The sequence below is a fragment of the Curtobacterium sp. 9128 genome, assembly GCF_900086645.1.
In the GTDB taxonomy this organism is placed as follows: domain Bacteria; phylum Actinomycetota; class Actinomycetes; order Actinomycetales; family Microbacteriaceae; genus Curtobacterium.
In genome coordinates, this window is the sequence record NZ_LT576451.1 from 1,308,028 (window position 1) to 1,326,518 (window position 18,491).

General features: G+C 70.1%; 16 protein-coding genes. 11 read left to right on the forward strand and 5 right to left on the reverse strand.

What is annotated here, in order from left to right; translation table 11 throughout:
• Positions 1-71 precede the first annotated feature (71 nt).
• A complete protein-coding gene (locus QK288_RS06455; protein WP_281266982.1) occupies positions 72-1,532 on the forward strand; it encodes a sugar porter family MFS transporter in 1,461 nt (486 codons plus the stop codon).
• 116 nt (positions 1,533-1,648) lie between these two features.
• Here the strand turns inward: QK288_RS06455 and QK288_RS06460 are convergent, their stop codons facing one another.
• Genes QK288_RS06460 through QK288_RS06470 form a run of 3 tightly spaced genes read right to left on the reverse strand, consistent with a single transcriptional unit; the run spans position 1,649 to position 4,574 of the window.
• Positions 1,649-2,545 carry an ATP-binding cassette domain-containing protein gene (locus tag QK288_RS06460; protein WP_281266983.1) on the reverse strand — a complete coding sequence of 299 codons (897 nt, stop codon included), beginning with the start codon at positions 2,543-2,545 and terminating at the stop codon, positions 1,649-1,651.
• Positions 2,545-3,585: an ABC transporter permease gene (locus QK288_RS06465; RefSeq protein ID WP_281266984.1), complete on the reverse strand. Its 1,041-nt coding sequence runs from the start codon at positions 3,583-3,585 to the stop codon at positions 2,545-2,547. Before QK288_RS06465 ends, QK288_RS06460 begins: the two co-directional genes overlap by 1 nt.
• Positions 3,582-4,574: a substrate-binding domain-containing protein gene (locus tag QK288_RS06470; RefSeq protein WP_281266985.1), complete on the reverse strand. Its 993-nt coding sequence runs from the start codon at positions 4,572-4,574 to the stop codon at positions 3,582-3,584. Before QK288_RS06470 ends, QK288_RS06465 begins: the two co-directional genes overlap by 4 nt.
• Before the next feature lie 270 nt (positions 4,575-4,844).
• On the opposite strand from QK288_RS06470, the gene QK288_RS06475 reads away from it, so the two are divergent.
• From QK288_RS06475 to QK288_RS06520, 10 genes are all read left to right on the forward strand, one after another.
• Positions 4,845-6,323: a sugar porter family MFS transporter gene (locus QK288_RS06475; protein ID WP_281266986.1), complete on the forward strand. Its 1,479-nt coding sequence runs from the start codon at positions 4,845-4,847 to the stop codon at positions 6,321-6,323.
• A gap of 21 nt (positions 6,324-6,344) precedes the next feature.
• Entirely contained in the window at positions 6,345-7,361 is a 1,017-nt protein-coding gene (locus QK288_RS06480) for a LacI family DNA-binding transcriptional regulator (protein WP_281266987.1), read from the forward strand.
• Between the two features lie 96 nt (positions 7,362-7,457).
• Complete coding sequence (locus tag QK288_RS06485; protein WP_281266988.1) at positions 7,458-8,690, forward strand: Gfo/Idh/MocA family oxidoreductase; 1,233 nt, start codon at positions 7,458-7,460, stop codon at positions 8,688-8,690.
• Positions 8,687-9,589, forward strand: coding sequence for a sugar phosphate isomerase/epimerase (locus tag QK288_RS06490; RefSeq protein ID WP_281266989.1), 903 nt, complete (start codon positions 8,687-8,689; stop codon positions 9,587-9,589). The genes QK288_RS06485 and QK288_RS06490 overlap by 4 nt, the downstream gene beginning before the upstream one ends.
• Positions 9,586-10,614, forward strand: a complete 1,029-nt coding sequence (locus QK288_RS06495; RefSeq protein WP_281266990.1) for a Gfo/Idh/MocA family oxidoreductase — start codon at positions 9,586-9,588, stop codon at positions 10,612-10,614. Before QK288_RS06490 ends, QK288_RS06495 begins: the two co-directional genes overlap by 4 nt.
• Before the next feature lie 32 nt (positions 10,615-10,646).
• Positions 10,647-11,657, forward strand: coding sequence for an inositol 2-dehydrogenase (gene iolG, locus QK288_RS06500; RefSeq protein ID WP_281266991.1), 1,011 nt, complete (start codon positions 10,647-10,649; stop codon positions 11,655-11,657).
• Complete coding sequence (locus QK288_RS06505) at positions 11,654-12,541, forward strand: sugar phosphate isomerase/epimerase family protein (RefSeq protein WP_281266992.1); 888 nt, start codon at positions 11,654-11,656, stop codon at positions 12,539-12,541. Before iolG ends, QK288_RS06505 begins: the two co-directional genes overlap by 4 nt.
• A gap of 93 nt (positions 12,542-12,634) precedes the next feature.
• On the forward strand, positions 12,635-13,474 hold the full coding sequence (iolB, locus tag QK288_RS06510; protein WP_281266993.1) for a 5-deoxy-glucuronate isomerase: 840 nt from the start codon (positions 12,635-12,637) through the stop codon (positions 13,472-13,474).
• A gap of 23 nt (positions 13,475-13,497) precedes the next feature.
• On the forward strand, positions 13,498-15,414 hold the full coding sequence (gene iolD / locus QK288_RS06515) for a 3D-(3,5/4)-trihydroxycyclohexane-1,2-dione acylhydrolase (decyclizing) (RefSeq protein ID WP_281266994.1): 1,917 nt from the start codon (positions 13,498-13,500) through the stop codon (positions 15,412-15,414).
• Positions 15,411-16,898: an NAD-dependent succinate-semialdehyde dehydrogenase gene (locus tag QK288_RS06520; RefSeq protein WP_281266995.1), complete on the forward strand. Its 1,488-nt coding sequence runs from the start codon at positions 15,411-15,413 to the stop codon at positions 16,896-16,898. Before iolD ends, QK288_RS06520 begins: the two co-directional genes overlap by 4 nt.
• 19 nt (positions 16,899-16,917) lie before the next feature.
• On the opposite strand, the gene QK288_RS06525 is transcribed toward QK288_RS06520, so the two are convergent.
• The gene (locus QK288_RS06525) at positions 16,918-17,688 is read right to left on the reverse strand and encodes an IclR family transcriptional regulator (RefSeq protein WP_281266996.1); all 771 of its coding nucleotides are present in this window, start codon (positions 17,686-17,688) and stop codon (positions 16,918-16,920) included.
• The gene (locus QK288_RS06530) at positions 17,681-18,466 is read right to left on the reverse strand and encodes an IclR family transcriptional regulator (protein WP_281266997.1); all 786 of its coding nucleotides are present in this window, start codon (positions 18,464-18,466) and stop codon (positions 17,681-17,683) included. Before QK288_RS06530 ends, QK288_RS06525 begins: the two co-directional genes overlap by 8 nt.
• Positions 18,467-18,491 lie beyond the last annotated feature (25 nt).

Below are 18,491 nucleotides of genomic sequence, written 5' to 3' on the forward strand. Positions count from 1 at the left end.
TCCCGCCGCCGGGACCTGATCATGGACATCACCGCCGATGTGCCGCCCGCCGACGCATCGAAGGACCCGCATTGCCCACGAACACCGATCGGACGCGCCGTCCGCGCACCCGCACCCCAGAGGACCGCAGCGCGTACACGGTCGGGATGGAGACGACCGCCATCCCCGTGCTCCCGCCCGACGCCGCGGCACGGAAGCGGTTCGTCCGCGTCGTCGCCGCGGTCGCCGCGGTCGGCGGTGCGCTCTTCGGGTACGACACCGGCGTGATCTCCGGCGCCCTGCTCTACGTGTCGTCGGACTTCACGCTCAGCGTGTTCGAGGAGGGCATGGTCACGAGTGTCCTCCTCATCGGCGCCGCGGTGGGCGCGCTCGCCGGTGGTCGGGTGGCGGACCGGGTCGGCCGCCGACTCGCGCTCGTGCTGGCGGGCGTCGTGTTCACCGTCGCGACCGTCGGGTGCGCCTTCGCGCCCGACTACGCCGTCCTGCTCGTCAGTCGCGTCGTGCTGGGGCTCGCCGTCGGGGTGTCGTCGATCATCGTCCCGCTGTACATCGCGGAGATGGCACCCGCCGACATCCGCGGACGCCTGGTCTCGCTCAACTCGCTGATGATCGTCACGGGGCAGCTCCTCGCGTACCTCGTGAACGCCTGGCTCGCGCAGTACGGCGCATGGCGCTGGATGCTCGGTCTCGCTGCGATCCCGGCGGTGGTCCTGGTGGTCGGCATGCTCCTGCTGCCGGACACCCCCACGTGGTACCGGATGCGGGGTCGCGCGGACGACGCACTGCAGGTGCTGCGCCGCACGTACCCGGAGCGTGAGGCGCACCGGCAGCTGCGCACGATCCGCGAGACCCAGGAGTCGCAGTCCGCGGAACGCCAGGGATGGAGCGGCTTCCGGGAGCCGTGGGTGCGTCGCTCGGTGCTCATCGCCGTCGGCGTCGCCGTGCTGCAGCAGGCGACGGGCGTCAACACCGTCATCTACTTCGCGCCGACGCTCCTCGTCGACACTGGGCTGCCGTCGTCTACCGCGGTCGTCGCGACGATCGCGATCGGCGTCATCAGCGTGGTGGCCACGATCGTCGGCCTGCGGCTCGTCGACCGGGTCCCGCGCAAGAAGTTGCTCATCGGCGGCTCGCTCGGTGGCGTCGTGTCGCTCGTCGCGCTCGGCTGCACCTTCCCGCTCACCGAACGCGGCCCCGGTTTCAGCTACCTGACGCTCGGCGTGATGGTGCTGTTCCTGGCATTCCAGCAATCCGCCGTCGCCACGACGACCTGGCTGATCATCTCCGAGCTCGTTCCCTCGGCGGTCCGGGGGATCGGGATGGGCGTCGCCGGGGTGTTCCTGTGGCTGGCGAACTGGGCCGTGTCGCTCGCGTTCCTGCCGGTCGTGCACGCCATCGGCGGCGCGTGGACGTTCGTCGCGTTCGCGGCGATCGGCGTCCTCGGTGTCGTGTTCGTGTGGCGCGCCGTGCCGGAGACCGGCGGCAAGTCGCTGACCGACATCGAACACGAGATGCAGGACGCGACCGACTGACCGCCGGAGGTCGCCGCGGTGGGCGGTGGCGATGACGGACGGGAGGCCCGTGGCGATGCCGCCACGGGCCTCCCGTCCGTCTGGTGCAGGTTCTCGGGGTGCCGGCCGACGGCCGGTCAGGCTCCGGGAACGACCTCGGCCGCCCGGATCTCCTCGATGCGCTCGGTCTGCCCACCGACCTGCTCGAGCTCGTGGGCGAGTTCCTCGAGTTCGGCGCCGCCGGCCATCATGCCGGTCAGTTCGGCGAGGGTGATCCCGCTCTTCTCGAAGTAGCCGATGCTCTTGCCACGGCGGAGCAGCAGGAAGCGGTCGCCGACGGGGTAGGCGTGGTGCGGGTTGTGCGTGATGAAGATCACGCCGAGCCCGCGGTCACGTGCCCGGAGGATGTACTTCAGCACGACGCCGGACTGCTTCACGCCGAGGGCGGCGGTCGGCTCGTCGAGGATGAGCGCCTTCGCCCCGAAGTACACGGCGCGGGCGATCGCCACGCACTGCTTTTCACCACCGGAGAGGGTGCCGATCGGCTGGTCGACGTCGCGCAGGTCGATGCCCATGTCGAGCAGTTCCTGCTTGGTGATCCGCTTCATCGCCGGGACGTCGAGAATCCCGAGCTTGTTCCGGAGTTCGGAACCGAGGAAGAAGTTGCGCCAGATCGGCATCAGCGGGACGACTGCCAGGTCCTGGTAGACCGCGGCGATCCCGGCGTCGAGGGCGTCGCGGGGCGAGGAGAGCTTGCGGTCCTCGCCCATGATCGAGAACGTGCCGGCGTCGTGCTGGTGGAGCCCGGCGATGATCTTGATCAGGGTCGACTTGCCGGCGCCGTTGTCGCCGAGGACGCACGTGACGCGGCCGGCGTCGACGTCCATCGTGATGTCGGAGAGGGCGATCACGTTGCCGTAGTGCTTGCCGACGTCGCGGAGGGCGATCAGGTGCGGGGCGCCGGCGACGGTCTCGGAGGTCTCCGTGACCGGGACCTCGACGACCTGCGTGGTGGGGTTCGCGGTTTCGGGCATCACTTCTGCTCCGCTCGTTTCTTGACGATGAGGTTGATGATCGTGGCGAGCAGCAGCATCAGGCCGAGGAAGAACTTGAACCAGTCCGGGTTCCACTGCGCGTAGACGATGCCCTTGTTCGCCATCCCGAAGATCAGGGCACCGATCGCACCGCCGACCGCCGAGCCGTACCCGCCGGTGAGCAGGCAGCCGCCGATGACCGCGGCGATGATGTAGAGGAACTCGTTTCCGACGCCCTCACCGGACTGCACGACGTTGAACGCGAACAGGTTGTGCATGCCGCCGATCCAGGCGCAGAAGCCGACGCCCATGAACAGGCCGATCTTCGTCTTGGTGACCGGGACGCCGACGGCACGCGCCGCGTCCTCGTCGCCGCCGACCGCGAAGATCCAGTTGCCGACCCGGGTCCGGAGGAGCACCCACGAGGCGATGAGCACGAGCGCGATCCAGATGAACACGGTGATCTTCACCGTGATGCCGAAGACCGGGACGTCCGCCGCGAACATCTGTTCGGCGACACCGAAGCCGTCGAGCTGGGAGATGTCGAGCGTCGACACCGATCCGGACACCAGGCGGGTGATCGCGAGGTTCAGGCCCGTGAGCATCAGGAAGGTCGCGAGGGTGACGATGAAGGACGGCAGCTTCGTGCGGACGAGGATCCACCCGTTGACGAAGCCGACCCCGAGCGAGAACACCAGTCCGAGCAGGACGCCCACCCACACATTCGTGGAGAAGTACCAGGCGAACAGGCTCGCGGTGAGGGACGAGGAGATCACTGCGACGCCGGCGGAGAGATCGAACTCGCCGCCGATCATCAGCAGGGAGACACCGACCGCCATGATCCCGATGGTCGACGAGCCGTAGAGCACGGTCGAGATCGAGTCGGGCTGCACGAAGACCGGGGCGATGATCGCGAAGAAGACGAACATCGCGATCGCGCCGACGACCGCTCCGACCTCGGGGCGGCCGAGGAGCTTCCGGACGGGGCTCCGGGCGGCGAGGCGCTCGTCCCCGGCGGGGACGAGGCCGGCGGCCGTCATCGCAGACCGTCCTCGGCGTACTGCAGGACCTTGCCGATGTTCGACTTGTCCACGATCGCCGGTCCGGTCAGGGTCGGCTTGCCACCGCCGAGCACGAATCCGCCCTGCTTGTAGAGCACGATCGAGTCGATCGACTCGTAGCCCTGCATGAACGGCTGCTGGTCCACCGTGAACAGGACGTCGCCGGATTTGATGCTCTTCGCGAGCGTCGCGTTGAGGTCGAAGGACGCCACCTTGATGTCGCTGCCGGCGGCCTTCACCGCCTTGAGGATCACCGCGGTGTACGGAGCGCCGAGGCCGACGATGACGTCGGCGTCGCTGTCCGCCTGGAGCTTCGCGGTGACGGTGGACTGCACCGCGCTGTTGTCCGTGCCGTTGACGTAGAGCGTCTGGGTGTCCGGCAGGACCTTCTTGATGCCGCCGCAGCGGGCTTCGAGTGCGACGTTTCCCTGTTCCTGGATGACGCAGATCGGCTTGGCGAGTCCCTGCTTCTTCAGCTCGTTGCCGACGGCCTCACCGGCGACGGACTCGTCCTGGCCGAAGTGCGCGAGGATCCCGAGCGCCGAGTAGGCGTCGCTGCCGGAGTTGAACGAGACGACGGGGATGCCCGCCTTCTCCGCCGCCTGCACCGAGCTCTTCAGAGCGTCGGGCTTCGCGAGGGAGACCGCGATGCCGTCCACCTTCTGGTCGGTGTACTGCTGGACGAGCTGCGCCTGCTTCGACCCGTCCGGGTCGGACGCGTACAGGAGCTTGACCCCGTCCTTCTTGGCGGCGTCCTCGGCGCCCTTGCGGACGATGTCCCAGAACGTGTCGCCGGGAGCGGCGTGGGTGACGAGGGCGATCGTCAGCCCGGAGTCCTTGCTGGTCCCGCCGGCGGAGTCGTCGCCGCTCGACGCGACACGACCCCCCTGCGAGGAACAACCGGCGAGGACGAGGGCACTCGCCGCGACTGCGACGGTGATGCCCATGACTGCAGAGATGCGCTTCACGGAAGACTCCTTTGTCCTGTGGTTCCGCTGTGGTGCACGGGTTTCGACGGTCCGCCACGGTGCTGTCCGAGAACCGGCAACCCTGCTAATTCTCACCTGACGGTTTGTCTGTCCGGCGTACGGTATAACGAATCACCCTGGTCCACAAGCATCCGTTTTCACTTCCCGGCCGCACGCGTGCCCTGTTACAGTGTGAACAGTTCGTCCGCGGTGTGAGAACTGCTGGACACATCTCGCCGAACACCAGTCCACCATGACGAAGGGGTCACAATGTCTGGACAAGGACAACCGCGCGGAACGCTCGAACTCCCGCCGTTGACGACCGGACCGCACCGCAAGCGGATCGGTCTCATCTCGGTCGTGGCCTGCCTCGGCGGCCTGCTCTTCGGGTACGACACCGGCGTCAGCAACGGCGCCGAGATCTCGATCCAGTCGCAGCTGGGTCTCGACGACATCGGCCTCGGTGTCGTCATCTCCTCGCTCGTCTTCGCGGCCGCGGTCGGTGGCCTGGTCGGAGGCCCGGTGTCCGACCGGATCGGACGCCGGTCGACCATCATCGTGATGGCGGTCTTCTTCTTCTGCGGGACGCTGCTCGCGGTGTTCTCGCCCAACTTCGAGGTGCTGCTCGCCGGCCGCATCGCGGTCGGGCTCGCGGTCGGCGCAGCGTCGATCGTCGTCCCCGTGTACCTGGCCGAACTCGCGCCGCTCGAGATCCGGGGCATGATCACGGGCCGCAACGAGCTGGCGATCGTGAGCGGGCAGCTCGCCGCGTTCGTCATCAACGCGGTCATCGGGATCGTGCTCGGCGACGAGGGCGGCGTCTGGCGCGTGATGTTCTTCATCTGCGCGATCCCGGCGGCCGCACTCTTCATCGGCATGCTCCGGATGCCGGAGTCCCCGCGCTGGTTGGTCGAGCACGGCCACGACGAGCGTGCCCTGGCGGTGCTGAAGACGGTCCGGAACGAGGACCGCGCGGCGGTCGAGCTCGAGGAGATCCGCCAGATCACCTCCGAGGAGCCGAGCGAGACGCGGCTGAACGGGCTGAAGGCGCTGCTCTCCAGCCGCTGGCTCATCCGGATCGTGCTGATCGGCTGCGGCGTGGCCATCGCCCAGCAGGTCACCGGGATCAACTCGATCATGTACTACGGCCAGCGCATCTTGATCCAGTCCGGCTTCGGGGCGAATGCCGCCCTGATCGCGAACATCGCACCCGGGATCCTGGCGGTCGTCGGCGGGATCATCGCGCTCCGCAACATGGACCGCGTCGACCGGCGGAAGACGTTCATCCTCGGCCTGTCGCTCACGACCACGTGCCACATCCTGATCGGTGTCTCGTCGCTGGTGATCCCGGACGGCAACCCGATCCGGCCGTACGTGCTGCTGTTCCTGATCTGCGCGTTCGTGCTGTCGATGCAGTCCTGCCTGAACATCGCCGTGTGGGTCTGGCTCGCCGAGATCTTCCCGTTGAACATGCGCGGACTCGGGACCGGCATCGCGGCGTTCGCCGGCTGGCTGATGAACGGCGTGCTGGCGCTCTACGTGCCGTCGCTCATCGAGGGCATCGGCATCACCGGGACGTTCTTCCTCTTCGCCGTCATCGGCGGCATCGCGCTCCTGTTCATCGTCACCCAGGTCCCCGAGACCCGCGGCTGGTCGCTCGAGAAGCTCGAGGAGGAGGTCACGACCGGCGCGATCTACATCGACACGATCAAGGGCAAGGCGAAGCGGGCCGGTCGCGACGATCACTGACCGTGCTGCAAGATGTGGAGCATGGCTGACGACGGGTCCACAGGAACGGCGCGGCGCGCGACCATGCGCGACGTCGCCGTCCGCGCGGCCGTGTCGAAGTCGCTGGTGTCGCTCGCGTTCAGTTCGCCGGAGTCGGTCAGTCAGGAGCGGCTCCGGCGGATCCTGGACGCGGCGGACGCGCTCGGGTTCCGCCCGAACCGGGTCGCCCGGTCGTTGAACGGGGCGCGGGACGACTTCGTCGGGATCCTCGTCGCCGATTCCCGGAACCCGGTGTTCGCCGAGGTGGTGGATGCGGCCAGGCTCTCGTTGTCGGCCGGTGGCCGCCTCGGGCTGATGACGAGCGCGGTGCTCCCCGGCGCGGGTGCCCGCCTGGACCTCGAGGCGGTCGCCATGCTCGGCGACCTGCAGCCTTCAGGGCTCATCGTCGTGGGGTCGGTGCCGAGCATGGACCGCGTGGTGGAGGCCATGGGGTCCGCCAGGATCGTCATCGCCAGTGCCAGGCCGGAGCGGCTCGCCGGCGCCGCGACCGTGCGCGGGGACGACGAGGTCGGAGTCCGGCTCGTCGTGGACCACCTCGCCGCTCTGGGCCACCGTCGGATCGGGCACGTCGGGGGCGCCGGCGGTCGGGTGGCATCAGGGCGCGCCGATGCGTTCGTCGCGGCGATGCGGGAGCGTGGCCTCGACGCCGAACTCGTCGCCGAGAGCGACTTCTCCGAGGCGGCCGGCTTCCGTGCGGCGCAGGCGCTCCTGGACCTCGACGGTCCACCGACCGCGATCACGGCGGTGAACGACCTGGCCGCGATCGGGGTGACGGCCGCGCTGCGGCAGCGCGGCCTGACGGACTCGGTCGCCGTCACCGGGTACGACAACACCTACCTGGCCGCACTGGGGGCCGTCGAGCTGACCTCGGTCGACCCCGACAACGCCACGATCGGACACCGCGCGGCCGAGCTGCTGCTCTCCGACGAGAACCCGGGCGAGGTGCTCGTCGCACCCACCCTGCGGATCCGGGCGTCGTCCGTGCCCGTGCGCGGCTGACGTCGACCAGCAGTTGACACCGCTCGATCGACGGTCGTACATTGAACCGGTCCAAGATTTTGGACCGGTTCAAAACCAGGAAGCAAAGGAGCCCCTGTGGCAGAGAACAGCGCGCCCCGCACCGTCGGTGTCGGACTCATCAGCGTCGGGTGGATGGGGCGACTGCACTCCCGCTCCTACGCCCTCCTTCCGATCCTCTACCCGGAGCTCGGCATCCGCCCGCGCCTGGTCGCCGCCGCGGACGTCGCACCAGCCGGCCGGGACTACGCCGCGGACGTCCTCGGGTACGAGAAGGTCGTCTCCGACTACCGCGAGGTCCTGAACGACCCCGAGGTCGAGGTCGTCTCGATCTGCGCCCCGAACTCCCTGCACGCGGAGATCGGCATCGCCGCCGCCGAGGCCGGCAAGCCGTTCTGGATCGAGAAGCCCGTCGGCCGTGGCGCATCCGAGACCGAGGCCGTCGCCGCCGCCGCGGACGCGGCCGGGGTCGCCACGACGATCGGCTTCAACTACCGGCACGTACCCGCCGTGCAGCACGCCCGCCAGCTCGTCCTCGACGGCGCGCTCGGCCGGATCACGAACGTACGGGGACGGTTCTTCGGAGGGTTCTCCTCGAACCCCGAGGACCCGCTGACCTGGCGCTTCGTCCGTGCCACCTCGGGCAGCGGCGTCCTCGGCGACCTGATGGGGCACCTCGTCGACCTCATGCACTACGTCCTCGGCCCGATCGGATCGATCTCCGCCGCCACGGGCACCTACCTCACCGAGCGACCCGGGCTCCCCGGCACGCCCGACGCCGGCAAGCTGCTCCCCGTCGAGAACGAGGACTACGCCACGATGCTCGTCCGCTTCGACGAGTCCGCGGTCGGGGCCGGTGCGATCGGCAACCTCGAGGCGTCACGCATCGCGGTCGGTCCGCGCTCCGAGTACGCGTTCGAGGTCTTCGGCACCGAGGGGTCGGTCCGGTGGGACTTCGAGCGGCTCAACGAGCTCGAGGTGGCCCTCGCCCGGACCGGGCAGCACGTCGGCTACACCCGCGCGTTCGCCGACGGGTACTTCCCGGACTACTCCCGCTTCCAGCCGAGTTCCGGCACGAGCATGGGCTACGACGACCTCAAGGTGATCGAGGCCGCCAAGTTCCTCACCGCCGCGACCGGAGGCGAGGCCACCGGGTCCAACATCCACGACGCCGTCGCCTCGGCCCGCGTGCTGAGTGCCGCCGAGGAGTCCGCGGAGTCCGGCCGCTGGGTCGACCTGCCCGTCGAACCCGGTGCCACCGCCAACGTCCGCGCGACCGCTGTCCACGCCGCAGAAGGGGCACGCGCATGAGCCTCCGCATCGCCACCGCACCGATCTCCTGGGGAGTCAGCGAGGTGGACGGCTGGGGCTACCAGCTGCCGCCGGAGCGCGTCCTGGCCGAGATGACCTCCCTCGGGTTCGAGGCCACCGAGCTCGGCGCCCAGGGCTTCCTGCCCCCGGCACCCGAGGACAAGGCAGCCCGCCTGGCCGAGTTCGGCATGACCGCGATCGGCAGTTTCGTGCCGGTCATCGCGCACCAGCCCGGCATCGACCCGCTGCCGCGCATCGAGCAGGAGCTCGCGGACTACGCGGCTTCGGGGGCGACCGTGCTCGTGGTCTGCGCCGACAGCGAGCAGACCGGGTACGACGCCCAGCGCGAGCCGCTCACCGACGAGCAGTGGGCCACCCTGTTCGCGAACCTCGACCGCATCACCGAGGCCGCGGCGGCCGTCGGCGTCACCGCGACGCTGCACCCACACGTCGGCACGGTCGTCGAGACCAAGGAGGACGTCGACGCCGTCCTCGCCGGCTCCACGATCCCGTTCTGCTTCGACACCGGGCACCTGTTCCTCGGCGGGACGGACCCCGTCCGCTTCGCCGCCGAGCACACCGACCGCATCGCCTACATGCACCTCAAGGACGTGTCGCTCGACGGCATGCGCCGGGTCGCGGACGGCGAGATCAGCTACTTCGACGCGATCAAGGCCGACCTGCTCTACCGCCCGGTCGGCCAGGGCGACGTGGACATCCGCGCGATCCTGACGAGCATGGTCCAGGCCGGCTTCGACGGCTGGATCGTCCTGGAGCAGGACAAGGTCGTGCTCGAGGAGCCGGCCGCCGGTACGGGCCCGATCGCGGACGCCCGTGCAAGCGTCGAGTACGTCCGCGCCCTCGTCGCCGAGCTCGAGGCCGCCGAGGTCGCACGGTGAGGATCGGCGTCGCCGGGCTCGGCCGCATCGGCACGATGCATGCGCGGAACCTCGCGCGGACCGCGGGCGTCGACGAGGTCGTCCTCGTCGGCCGCGACCCCGGCAGGACCGAGGCGGTCCGGAAGCATCTCGACGAGCAGCGCGGAGACGAGCAGGGCTGGGCGGCGCTCTCCACCACGGTCGACCCGCTCGCCGACGTGCTCCCGTCGCTCGACGGTGTGCTCGTCGCATCCGCGACCGACACGCACGCCGAGCTCGCCCGTGTCGTCGCGGACTCGCACACCCCGCTGCTCATCGAGAAGCCCCTGGCACTCGGCGTCGACGAGCTGACCGAGCTCTCCCGCGACCTCGACGCGACGGGGACGCCGATCATGGTCGCGTTCCACCGTCGCTACGACCCGGGCTACCAGCGGCTCCGGCAGCACGTCCTCGACGGCGACGTCGGGACGCTCCGACTCGTCCAGGCGACGGAGAACGACCACTACGCCCTGCCGATCGACTACATCCCGCAGTCGCACGGCATGTGGCTCGACCTGCTCGTCCACGACTTCGACATCATCCCCTGGACGGTCGGCGACCCGATCGTCGAGGTCTCGATGATCGGGTCTGTGCTCGACGAGCCGGTCTACGGCGAGCACGAGGACACCGACACCGCGATGGTGACGCTGCGCTTCGCTTCCGGCGCGGTCGGCAGCATCGGCGCACTCCGCCGCAGCGACGCCGGCCAGGACGTCCGGCTCGAGGTCACCGGCTCGAAGGGCGCGTTCGGCGCCGGCTACGGCCCGCGCACCCCGATCACCTCGACGGAGCCGGGCGGGACCGCGCCGTCTGACCCGTACGACACGTTCGGCGACCGCTTCGTCCCCGCGTTCGAGGAGGAGATCGCCCACTTCGTCCGGATGGTCCGCGGAGCGTCGGAGAGCCTCACGCCGCCCGCAGCCGGACTCGTCGCCACCGCGCTCGCCGAGGCCGCCGCGGAGTCGTTCCACACCGGGCGTCCCGTCCGGCCCCGCACCACCGCGTAGACGCGGCACAACCCACCACCCAGGAGATTGCAATGACGCAACAGACCCGGATCGGCCTCTTCGGCACCGGTCGCATCGGACAGGTCCACGCCATGAGCGTCGCCGCCATCGACGACGCGGAGCTCGCGTGGGTCTGTGACCCGTTCGTCGAGGGCGCCGAGCGCACGGCAGCCGAGTACGGCGGCAGGGTCAGCACGGACCCGGCCGAGGTGTTCGCCTCGGGGGAGGTCGACGCCGTCATCATCGCGGCTCCGACCGCGACGCACGTCGACCTCATCGACGCTGCGATCGACGCCGGTGTCCCGGTGCTCTGCGAGAAGCCGATCGACCTCGACCTGGCTCGCGTCGACCGGCTGCGCGAGAAGGCAGCGGCGGCGACCGTGCCGATCGTGCTCGGGTTCAACCGCCGGTTCGACCGGCACTTCGCCGAACTGCACCGCCGGGTGACGGCGGGGGAGATCGGCACGCTCGAACAGCTGCTCATCACGAGCCGCGACCCCGCCGAGCCGCCGGCGGCGTACCTCGCCGCATCGGGCGGGATCTTCCGGGACATGACCATCCACGACCTCGACATGGCGCGGTTCTTCGTGCCGGAGATCGTCGAGGTCACCGCCCGCGGTGCGAACACCTTCAGTGCGTCTGCCAGGGAGTTCGGGGACTTCGACTCGGCGGTCGTCACCCTGCGCGGGGCGAACGACGAGCTGGTCGCCATCACGAACTCGCGGCATGCCTCGTACGGGTACGACCAACGGTTCGAGGTCTTCGGCTCGGAGGGGCTGCTCCAGGTCGGCAACCAGACGGACACCCTCGTGCGGCACTGGGGAGCGGGAGCGGTCGAGTCGCTCGAGCCGTACCAGAACTTCTTCCTGCAGCGGTACGCCGAGGCGTACCGGCTCGAGGTCGTCGAATTCCTGAAGGCGGCCAGGGGCGAGCCGTCGCGCAGCCCCGGCTTCGAAGACGGTCGCGCGGCGCTCGTGCTCGCCGACGCCGCCGACCGGTCAGCGCGGACGGGTGCGTCCGTCGCGGTGGACCTGTCACGATGAGCCGGGTCAGCCAGGACCTCGTCGCGACGTGCTGGACGACGGCCGGGACCGCGGTGCCGGACGGTCCGTCGGAGCGGAGCTCGTTCTCGGCGCGCGAACGGGTCAGCGCCGCGGCCGACGCCGGGTTCGTCGGTCTCGGGTTCGTCGTCGACGACCTGGAGGTCGTCCGCGACTCGATCGGGTTCGAGGCGCTCCGCGAACACGCCGAGCGGGTCGGCATCCGGCATCTCGAGGTGGAGCTGGTGAAGGACTGGTGGCGTGACCCGGACGAGCGTCCGTGGCGTGCCCGGTGGGAGCTGCTGGCCGAGGCCGCACGGGTGTTCGGCAGCCCGATGGTGAAGATCGCACCGCCGCCCGCGCCCACGGTGGACTCGCTCGAACCGTACGTCGGACCGTTCCGGCGCCTGGCCGACGAGGCTGCGGGGATCGGCACCCGTCTCGCGCTCGAGCCGCTCCCGTTCGCCGGGATCTCCTCGATGCCGCAGGGATCGGAGCTCGTCCGTGCGGTCGACCACCCGCACGCCGGGTTGGTCGTCGATTCGTGGCACGTCTTCCGGGCGGGGACGTCCCTCGACGAACTCCGTCACACGCTCGATCCGGCGACCGTGGTCGGGGTCGAGGTGAACGACGCCGACGCACTGCCGCAGCCGGGTCTGAGCCTGTTCGAGGACACCCGCGACAACCGGCGGTACCCAGGAGAGGGCGCGCAGGACGTCGTCGGGTTCCTCCGCACGATGGCCGAGGTCGGGTGGTCGGGGCCGTGGGGTGTCGAGATGCTCTCCACCGAGCATCGTGCGAAGTCGCTCGCCGATGCGCTCGACGCCGCACGGGACACGACGCTGCGGTGCCTCCGGCTCGCCGGGGCCGACCGCCAACCAGCCTGAGACGCTTTTCTCACAGCGGACGGTTCGTCCAGCAAGCGATAAAAGCGCTATGCTCGTCCTGTCCGAACGCAACGACGCAGAGAGGATCACAACATGGTCGACCCGCAGGTGCTCAAGCACGGCGCATGGGACGTCATCACCCCGGAGATCGCCGGATGGGAGTACGTCACCTTCCAGGTGAAGACGTTCGGCGACGGCGAGACCGTCGAACTGGCAGCCGACGGCAACGAGCGGGCGTTCGTGAACCTGCACGGTGACCTCGTCCTCACCGTGGGTGGGGTCGAGTACCGCATCGGCGGCCGGGACACGGTCTTCGACGGACTCGGGCACACCCTCTACGTCCCCCGTGACACCGCCGTGACGGTCACCGCGACACCGGGTGCCGAACTCGCGATCGCGAGCGCACCGGCCACCGAGCAGCACGAGGTCGTCCTCGTCACGCCGGACGACGTCGGCTCCGCGACCCGCGGCGCCGGGAACGCGACGCGGCAGGTCTCGACGCCGATGTCGCCCGACTTCCCGGCCGACCGTCTGCACGTCGTCGAGGTGTGGACCCCCGGCGGCAACTGGTCGAGCTTCCCGCCGCACAAGCACGAGCACGACGTCGACGGCGAGGCGCAGCTCGAAGAGGTCTACTACTACCGCACCCGTGACCCGGAGAACGGGTGGGCACTCCAGCGGGTGTACAGCCCGGAGCGCGACTTCGACCTCGACGTCCCCGTCCGCGACGGTGACATCTGCCTGATCCCCTGGGGTTACCACACCACCGTGGCGGCGCACGACCAGGACCTCTACTACCTCAACGTCCTCGCCGGACCCGCGCCGAAGCGCACGCTGCAGGCCGCCGAGGACCCTGCCCTCGCTCCGGCCCGCGCCAAGTGGGACGACCTCGGCACCGACCCCCGCGTGCCGTTCGTCCCGGTCCGCCCCTGACCCACCACAGAAGGAAGTCCGCAATGGCGCAACATCCTCAGCCGACCCGCCGCCTCACGGTGGGCCAGGCGATCGTCGAGTTCATGCAGGCCCAGCACGTCGAGCGCGACGGCGTCACGACGCCGTTCTTCGGGGGTGCGTTCGGCATCTTCGGCCACGGCAACGTCGCGGGTCTCGGCCAGGCGCTCCTGCAGTACCAGGACGTCTTCCCCTACTACCAGGGGCGCAACGAGCAGGGCATGGTCCACATCGCGACCGGCTACGCGAAGATGCGGAACCGCCTCGGCGCGCTCGCCGTCTCCACGTCGATCGGTCCGGGCGCGACCAACATGGTCACGGGTGCCGGCACCGCGACGGTGAACCACATCCCGGTCCTGCTCTTCCCGTCCGACGCGTTCGCGACCCGGTCGACCGGCGCCGTCCTGCAGCAGCAGGAGCACCCGTACGCGATGGACGTCACCGCGAACGACTCCTTCCGCGCGGTCTCGCGCTACTTCGACCGGATCAACCGGCCGGAGCAGCTCGCGTCGGCACTCCTCGAGGCGATGCGGGTCCTGACCAGCCCCGCCGACACCGGTGCCGTGACCATCGCGGTCCCGCAGGACGTCCAGGCCGAGGCGTACGACTTCCCGGAGGCGTTGTTCTCGCACCGCGTCTGGCACGTCGCCCGCAACCGCCCGGACCGTGCGGCGATCCAGCGCGCCGCCGAGCTGATCAGGAGCGCCGACAACGCGGTGGTGATCGCCGGTGGCGGGGTCGTGTACTCCGACGCGACGGACGAGCTCGTCCGCTTCGCCGAGTCGACCGGCATCGGCGTCGGTGTCACGCAGGCGGGCAAGGCGGGCATGCCGTGGGAGCACCGCCTGGCGCTCGGCGCGCTCGGCTCGTCCGGGTCGGCGTACGCGAACGCCATCGCGAACGGTGCGGACGTCGTGATCGGCATCGGCACGCGCTACACCGACTTCACGACGGCCTCGAACACGATGTTCCAGAACCCCGACGTAGCGTTCGTCAACATCAACGTCGCCGAGGTCGACGCGTTCAAGGAGTCCGGCATCCCCCTCGTCGGCGACGCCCGTGAGACGCTCGCCGAGCTCCGCGCCGCGCTCGACGGCTTCGCGCTCGACGCCGACGTCGTCGCGTCGAACGAGCGGGCCGCGAGCGACTGGCGTGCCGAGGTCGACCGCATCATCGAGGTGCAGGACGGCCCGACGCTGTCGCAGGCCGAGATGCTCGGACTGCTCAACACCTCCGCTGAGGACGACGACGTCGTCATCAACGCCGCCGGTTCGATGCCGGGGGACCTGCACCGGCTCTGGCGACCGGGCAGCACGAAGGGCTACGACATCGAGTACGGCAACTCGTGCATGGGCTACGAGGTCGCAGGTGGTGTCGGCGCGCAGCTCGCCGCCCCGGACCGACGTGTCCACGTGCTCGTCGGCGACGGCTCGTACCTGATGATGTCGCAGGAGATCATGACCGCGGTGCAGGAACACCTGCGCATGACCATCGTGATCGTCGACAACTTCGGGTACGGATCGATCGCAGCACTGTCGGAGACGCTCGGCTCGCAGACGTTCGGCACCCGCTTCAACGAGCGCGGTGAGGCCCTGCGTCACGACGGCCGGCGCCTCGAGGTCGACTTCGTCGCGAACGCCGCGAGCTACGGCGCCGAGGTGTTCTCCGCCGACACCGCAGACACCTTCCGGAATGCACTCGACGACGCCCGTGCGTACGACGGCACCAGCGTCGTCTACGTCCGCGTCGACGCCCAGGGCCGCTTCGGCGGCTCCGGCGCCTGGTGGGACGTCCCCGTCGCCGAGGTCTCGACCCTCGACAGCACGAAGGACGCCCGCGCCGCCTACGACGAGCACAAGCGGGACCAGCGGCTCTACCTGACGCAGTCCGCCCCGCATGTCCGAGAACTGGAGCACTCATGACCGACGCGACCGACGTCCTGGACTCGACCACGGACTCGGCGACCATCGTGGCCGGGGTCCCCACGGGCCTCCTGATCGGTGGGGTCGAGCGAGCCGCGTCGGACGGCGCCACGTTCGACGTCCACAACCCCGTCGACGGCAGCGTGATCGCGACCGTCTCGAGCGGGACCCGGAACGACGCGCAGGCGGCGGTCGACGCCGCCGCCGACGCGGCGGCCGACTGGGCGGCGACCCCGCCCCGGAAGCGTTCCGAGATCCTGTCCCGCGCGTACGACCTGATGATCGAGCGCGCCGACTGGTTCGCCAGGCTCATCACGGCGGAGAACGGCAAGGTGTTCGTGGACGCCCGCGGCGAGGTCGTCTACGCGGCCGAGTTCCTCCGGTGGTACGCGGAGGAGGCCGTCCGGATACCCGGTGCGCTGCAGACGGCACCAGGGGGTGCGAACAAGATCCTCGTCGAGCACCGCCCGATCGGGATCGCGATCCTCGTCACCCCGTGGAACTTCCCCGCGGCGATGGCGACCCGCAAGATCGGACCCGCACTCGCCGCAGGGTGCACGACGGTCCTGAAGCCGGCCAGCGACACCCCGTTGACCGCCCTCGCGATCGGTGCACTCTTCGCCGAGGCCGGACTGCCGGCCGGGGTCCTCAACGTGTTGCCGAGCCGGTCCTCCGGCACCGTGGTCGAGCAGATGGTGCGCGACCCGCGAGCTCGGAAGCTGTCGTTCACCGGCTCCACCGAGGTCGGCGTCAAGCTCATGAAGCTCGCGGCGGAGTCCGTCGTGAACACGTCGATGGAGCTCGGTGGCAACGCGCCGTTCGTGGTCTTCGACGACGCGGACCTCGACGAGGCAGTGGCCGGCGCGATGATCGCGAAGATGCGCAACGGTGGCGAGGCCTGCACCGCCGCGAACCGCTTCTACGTGCAGGAGGGCATCGCGGCCGCGTTCTCGGAACGGCTGGCCGAGGCAATGGGGGCACTGCGCACCGGCGACGGTCTGGCCTCCGACGTCCAGCTCGGTCCGATGGTGAACGAGGGCGCCCGTGACGACATCGCCCGTCTGGTGGACGGCGCGAAGGAGGACGGCGCGACGGTGCTCACCGGCGGCGCGTCGCCCGACGGGCCCGGCTGGTTCTACCCGGCGACGGTGCTGAGCGACGTCCCCGAGCATGCTCGCATCCTCAAGGAGGAGATCTTCGGGCCGGTGGCGCCGATCGTGACGTTCCGCACCGAGGACGATGCGGTGCGGCTCGCCAACGGCACCCCGTTCGGGCTCGTCTCGTACGTCTACACGCAGGACCTCGCGAGGGGCCTGCGCGTCAGCGGCAGGATCGAGTCCGGCATGGTCGGTCTGAACCGTGGACTGGTGTCCGACCCGGCGGCGCCGTTCGGGGGCATGAAGGAGTCCGGCATCGGCCGCGAGGGCGGTGCCGAAGGGCTCCTGGAGTACATGGAGTCGCAGTACATCGCGGTGAGCTGGTAGCCGGAAGCCGGCAGGTGCGCTACTGCAGCGGGGTCGTCAGTTCGCTGGCGACCCCGCGCTCCAGTTCTGCCACGGCCCCGAGTGCCGCGTCCACGAACTCGTCCGCACGCTCCCGGATGTCCACCGACCGACCGGCGATCGACAGGCACCCGATGAGTTCGCCGGCCGAGCCGAGCACGGGGAACGCGAGGGCACCGATCCCGATGGTCGCGTCGTCGAGCGAGAGCGTGTGGCCCTGGGCGCGGGTGCGGCGCACGTCCTCGCGGAGCGCGTCGGCGTCCACCATCGTCTTGCTGGTCAGCGGACGACGATCCGGGCCGTCCGACAGGTACTCCTCGACGTCGCGGGTGTAGGCGAGGACGAGCCGGCCGGCACCCCCGGCGTACAGCGGGAGCGACCGACCAGGGGCGAGCGTCAGGACGCCGATGCCACGACCGGGCGCCCAGTCGATGCAGACCGCCTCGTCGCCACGAGGCACCGTCAGGAACGCGGTCTGCTCCGTGCGCTCGGCCAGGTCGTCGAGGACCCGGCGTGCCGACGCCCACTCGGTCATGGCGTCACGCGCGGCATCCGCCAGGTGCAGCCACTTCACGCTGAGCCGCGCCCGGTTCTCGTCCGTCGTCGTGGCCATGCCGACTGCCTTCAGTCCGTCGATGAAGCGGTACACGCTGGGTCGCGGGAGACCGGTGGCCTCGGCGAGTTCGGCGGGGGAGAGGTCGCCGCGCTCGGCGAGTGCTTCGACGACCGCCATCGAGTTGGCGAGGACGCGCATCGGTTTCCGGTCAGCCACGTCGTCCTCCGTCGTACCCGAGATCGGCGCTGATCGCCGCGGCGGTGGACACCACGAGTGCCCCGAGTTCCGGTTCGCGGTCGATGAGACGCTCGCGGAGCCCGCTGATGGACACCGCCGCGACGAGCTCGCCGCGGTGGTTGAACACGGGGCTGCCGAACGCCGCGATCCCGATCGTGACGTCCTGGTCCGAGCGGGCGTACCCCCGTCGCCTGGTCGTCTCGAGCTCGGCTTGCAGGTCACCGCGGGACGGCACCGGGTAGGCCGGGTCCGTCGCGGCGACGAGCTCGTCGATGACGGCGTGCTGTTCGCCGGCGGGCAGGAACGCCAGGAGCGCCCGGGGCGCTCCGCCGACGTGCAGCGGGAGCGCGTCACCGACCTGCATCGCCACGGAGCGGACGTCGTGCCCCTCGAGGCGTTCGACGCAGACGGCCCGGGTCCCGCGGCGGTAGCACAGCAGCGCGGCGACGCCCGCGGTGGAGCGGAGCTCCCGCATCCTCGGCAAAGCCAGTCCGCGCACGTCGAGGGAGTCCTCGAGAACGCCGCCGATCTGCATGCACGCGAGTCCGAGCCGGTACGTCCCGCGTACCGGAGCCGGGTCGACCCAGCCCATCGCGATGAGACTCTGCAGCAGCCGGTAGGTGGAGCTCGTGGGCTCGTCGACCGCGTCCGCGAGGGCACTCACGGTCAGTGCCTCGGCGTCCGCCAACGCGTCGATGATCGCGCCGGCCTTGCTGAGGATCTCGATCCCGCCGTCGTCGGAGGCGCCGTCTGCCATGTCGTCATCTTCCCATGACCGATGC

Bases quoted from the DNA above. Each gene is read 5' to 3' on its own strand.
- iolD (WP_281266994.1), top strand. From the start codon at position 13,498: ATGGCGCAACATCCTCAGCCGACCCGCCGCCTCACGGTGGGCCAGGCG.
- QK288_RS06480 (WP_281266987.1), top strand. From the start codon at position 6,345: ATGGCTGACGACGGGTCCACAGGAACGGCGCGGCGCGCGACCATGCGC.
- QK288_RS06490 (WP_281266989.1), top strand. From the start codon at position 8,687: ATGAGCCTCCGCATCGCCACCGCACCGATCTCCTGGGGAGTCAGCGAG.
- QK288_RS06530 (WP_281266997.1), bottom strand. From the start codon at position 18,466: ATGGCAGACGGCGCCTCCGACGACGGCGGGATCGAGATCCTCAGCAAG.
- QK288_RS06465 (WP_281266984.1), bottom strand. From the start codon at position 3,585: ATGACGGCCGCCGGCCTCGTCCCCGCCGGGGACGAGCGCCTCGCCGCC.
- QK288_RS06475 (WP_281266986.1), top strand. From the start codon at position 4,845: ATGTCTGGACAAGGACAACCGCGCGGAACGCTCGAACTCCCGCCGTTG.
- iolG (WP_281266991.1), top strand. From the start codon at position 10,647: ATGACGCAACAGACCCGGATCGGCCTCTTCGGCACCGGTCGCATCGGA.
- QK288_RS06505 (WP_281266992.1), top strand. From the start codon at position 11,654: ATGAGCCGGGTCAGCCAGGACCTCGTCGCGACGTGCTGGACGACGGCC.
- QK288_RS06460 (WP_281266983.1), bottom strand. From the start codon at position 2,545: ATGCCCGAAACCGCGAACCCCACCACGCAGGTCGTCGAGGTCCCGGTC.
- iolB (WP_281266993.1), top strand. From the start codon at position 12,635: ATGGTCGACCCGCAGGTGCTCAAGCACGGCGCATGGGACGTCATCACC.
- QK288_RS06520 (WP_281266995.1), top strand. From the start codon at position 15,411: ATGACCGACGCGACCGACGTCCTGGACTCGACCACGGACTCGGCGACC.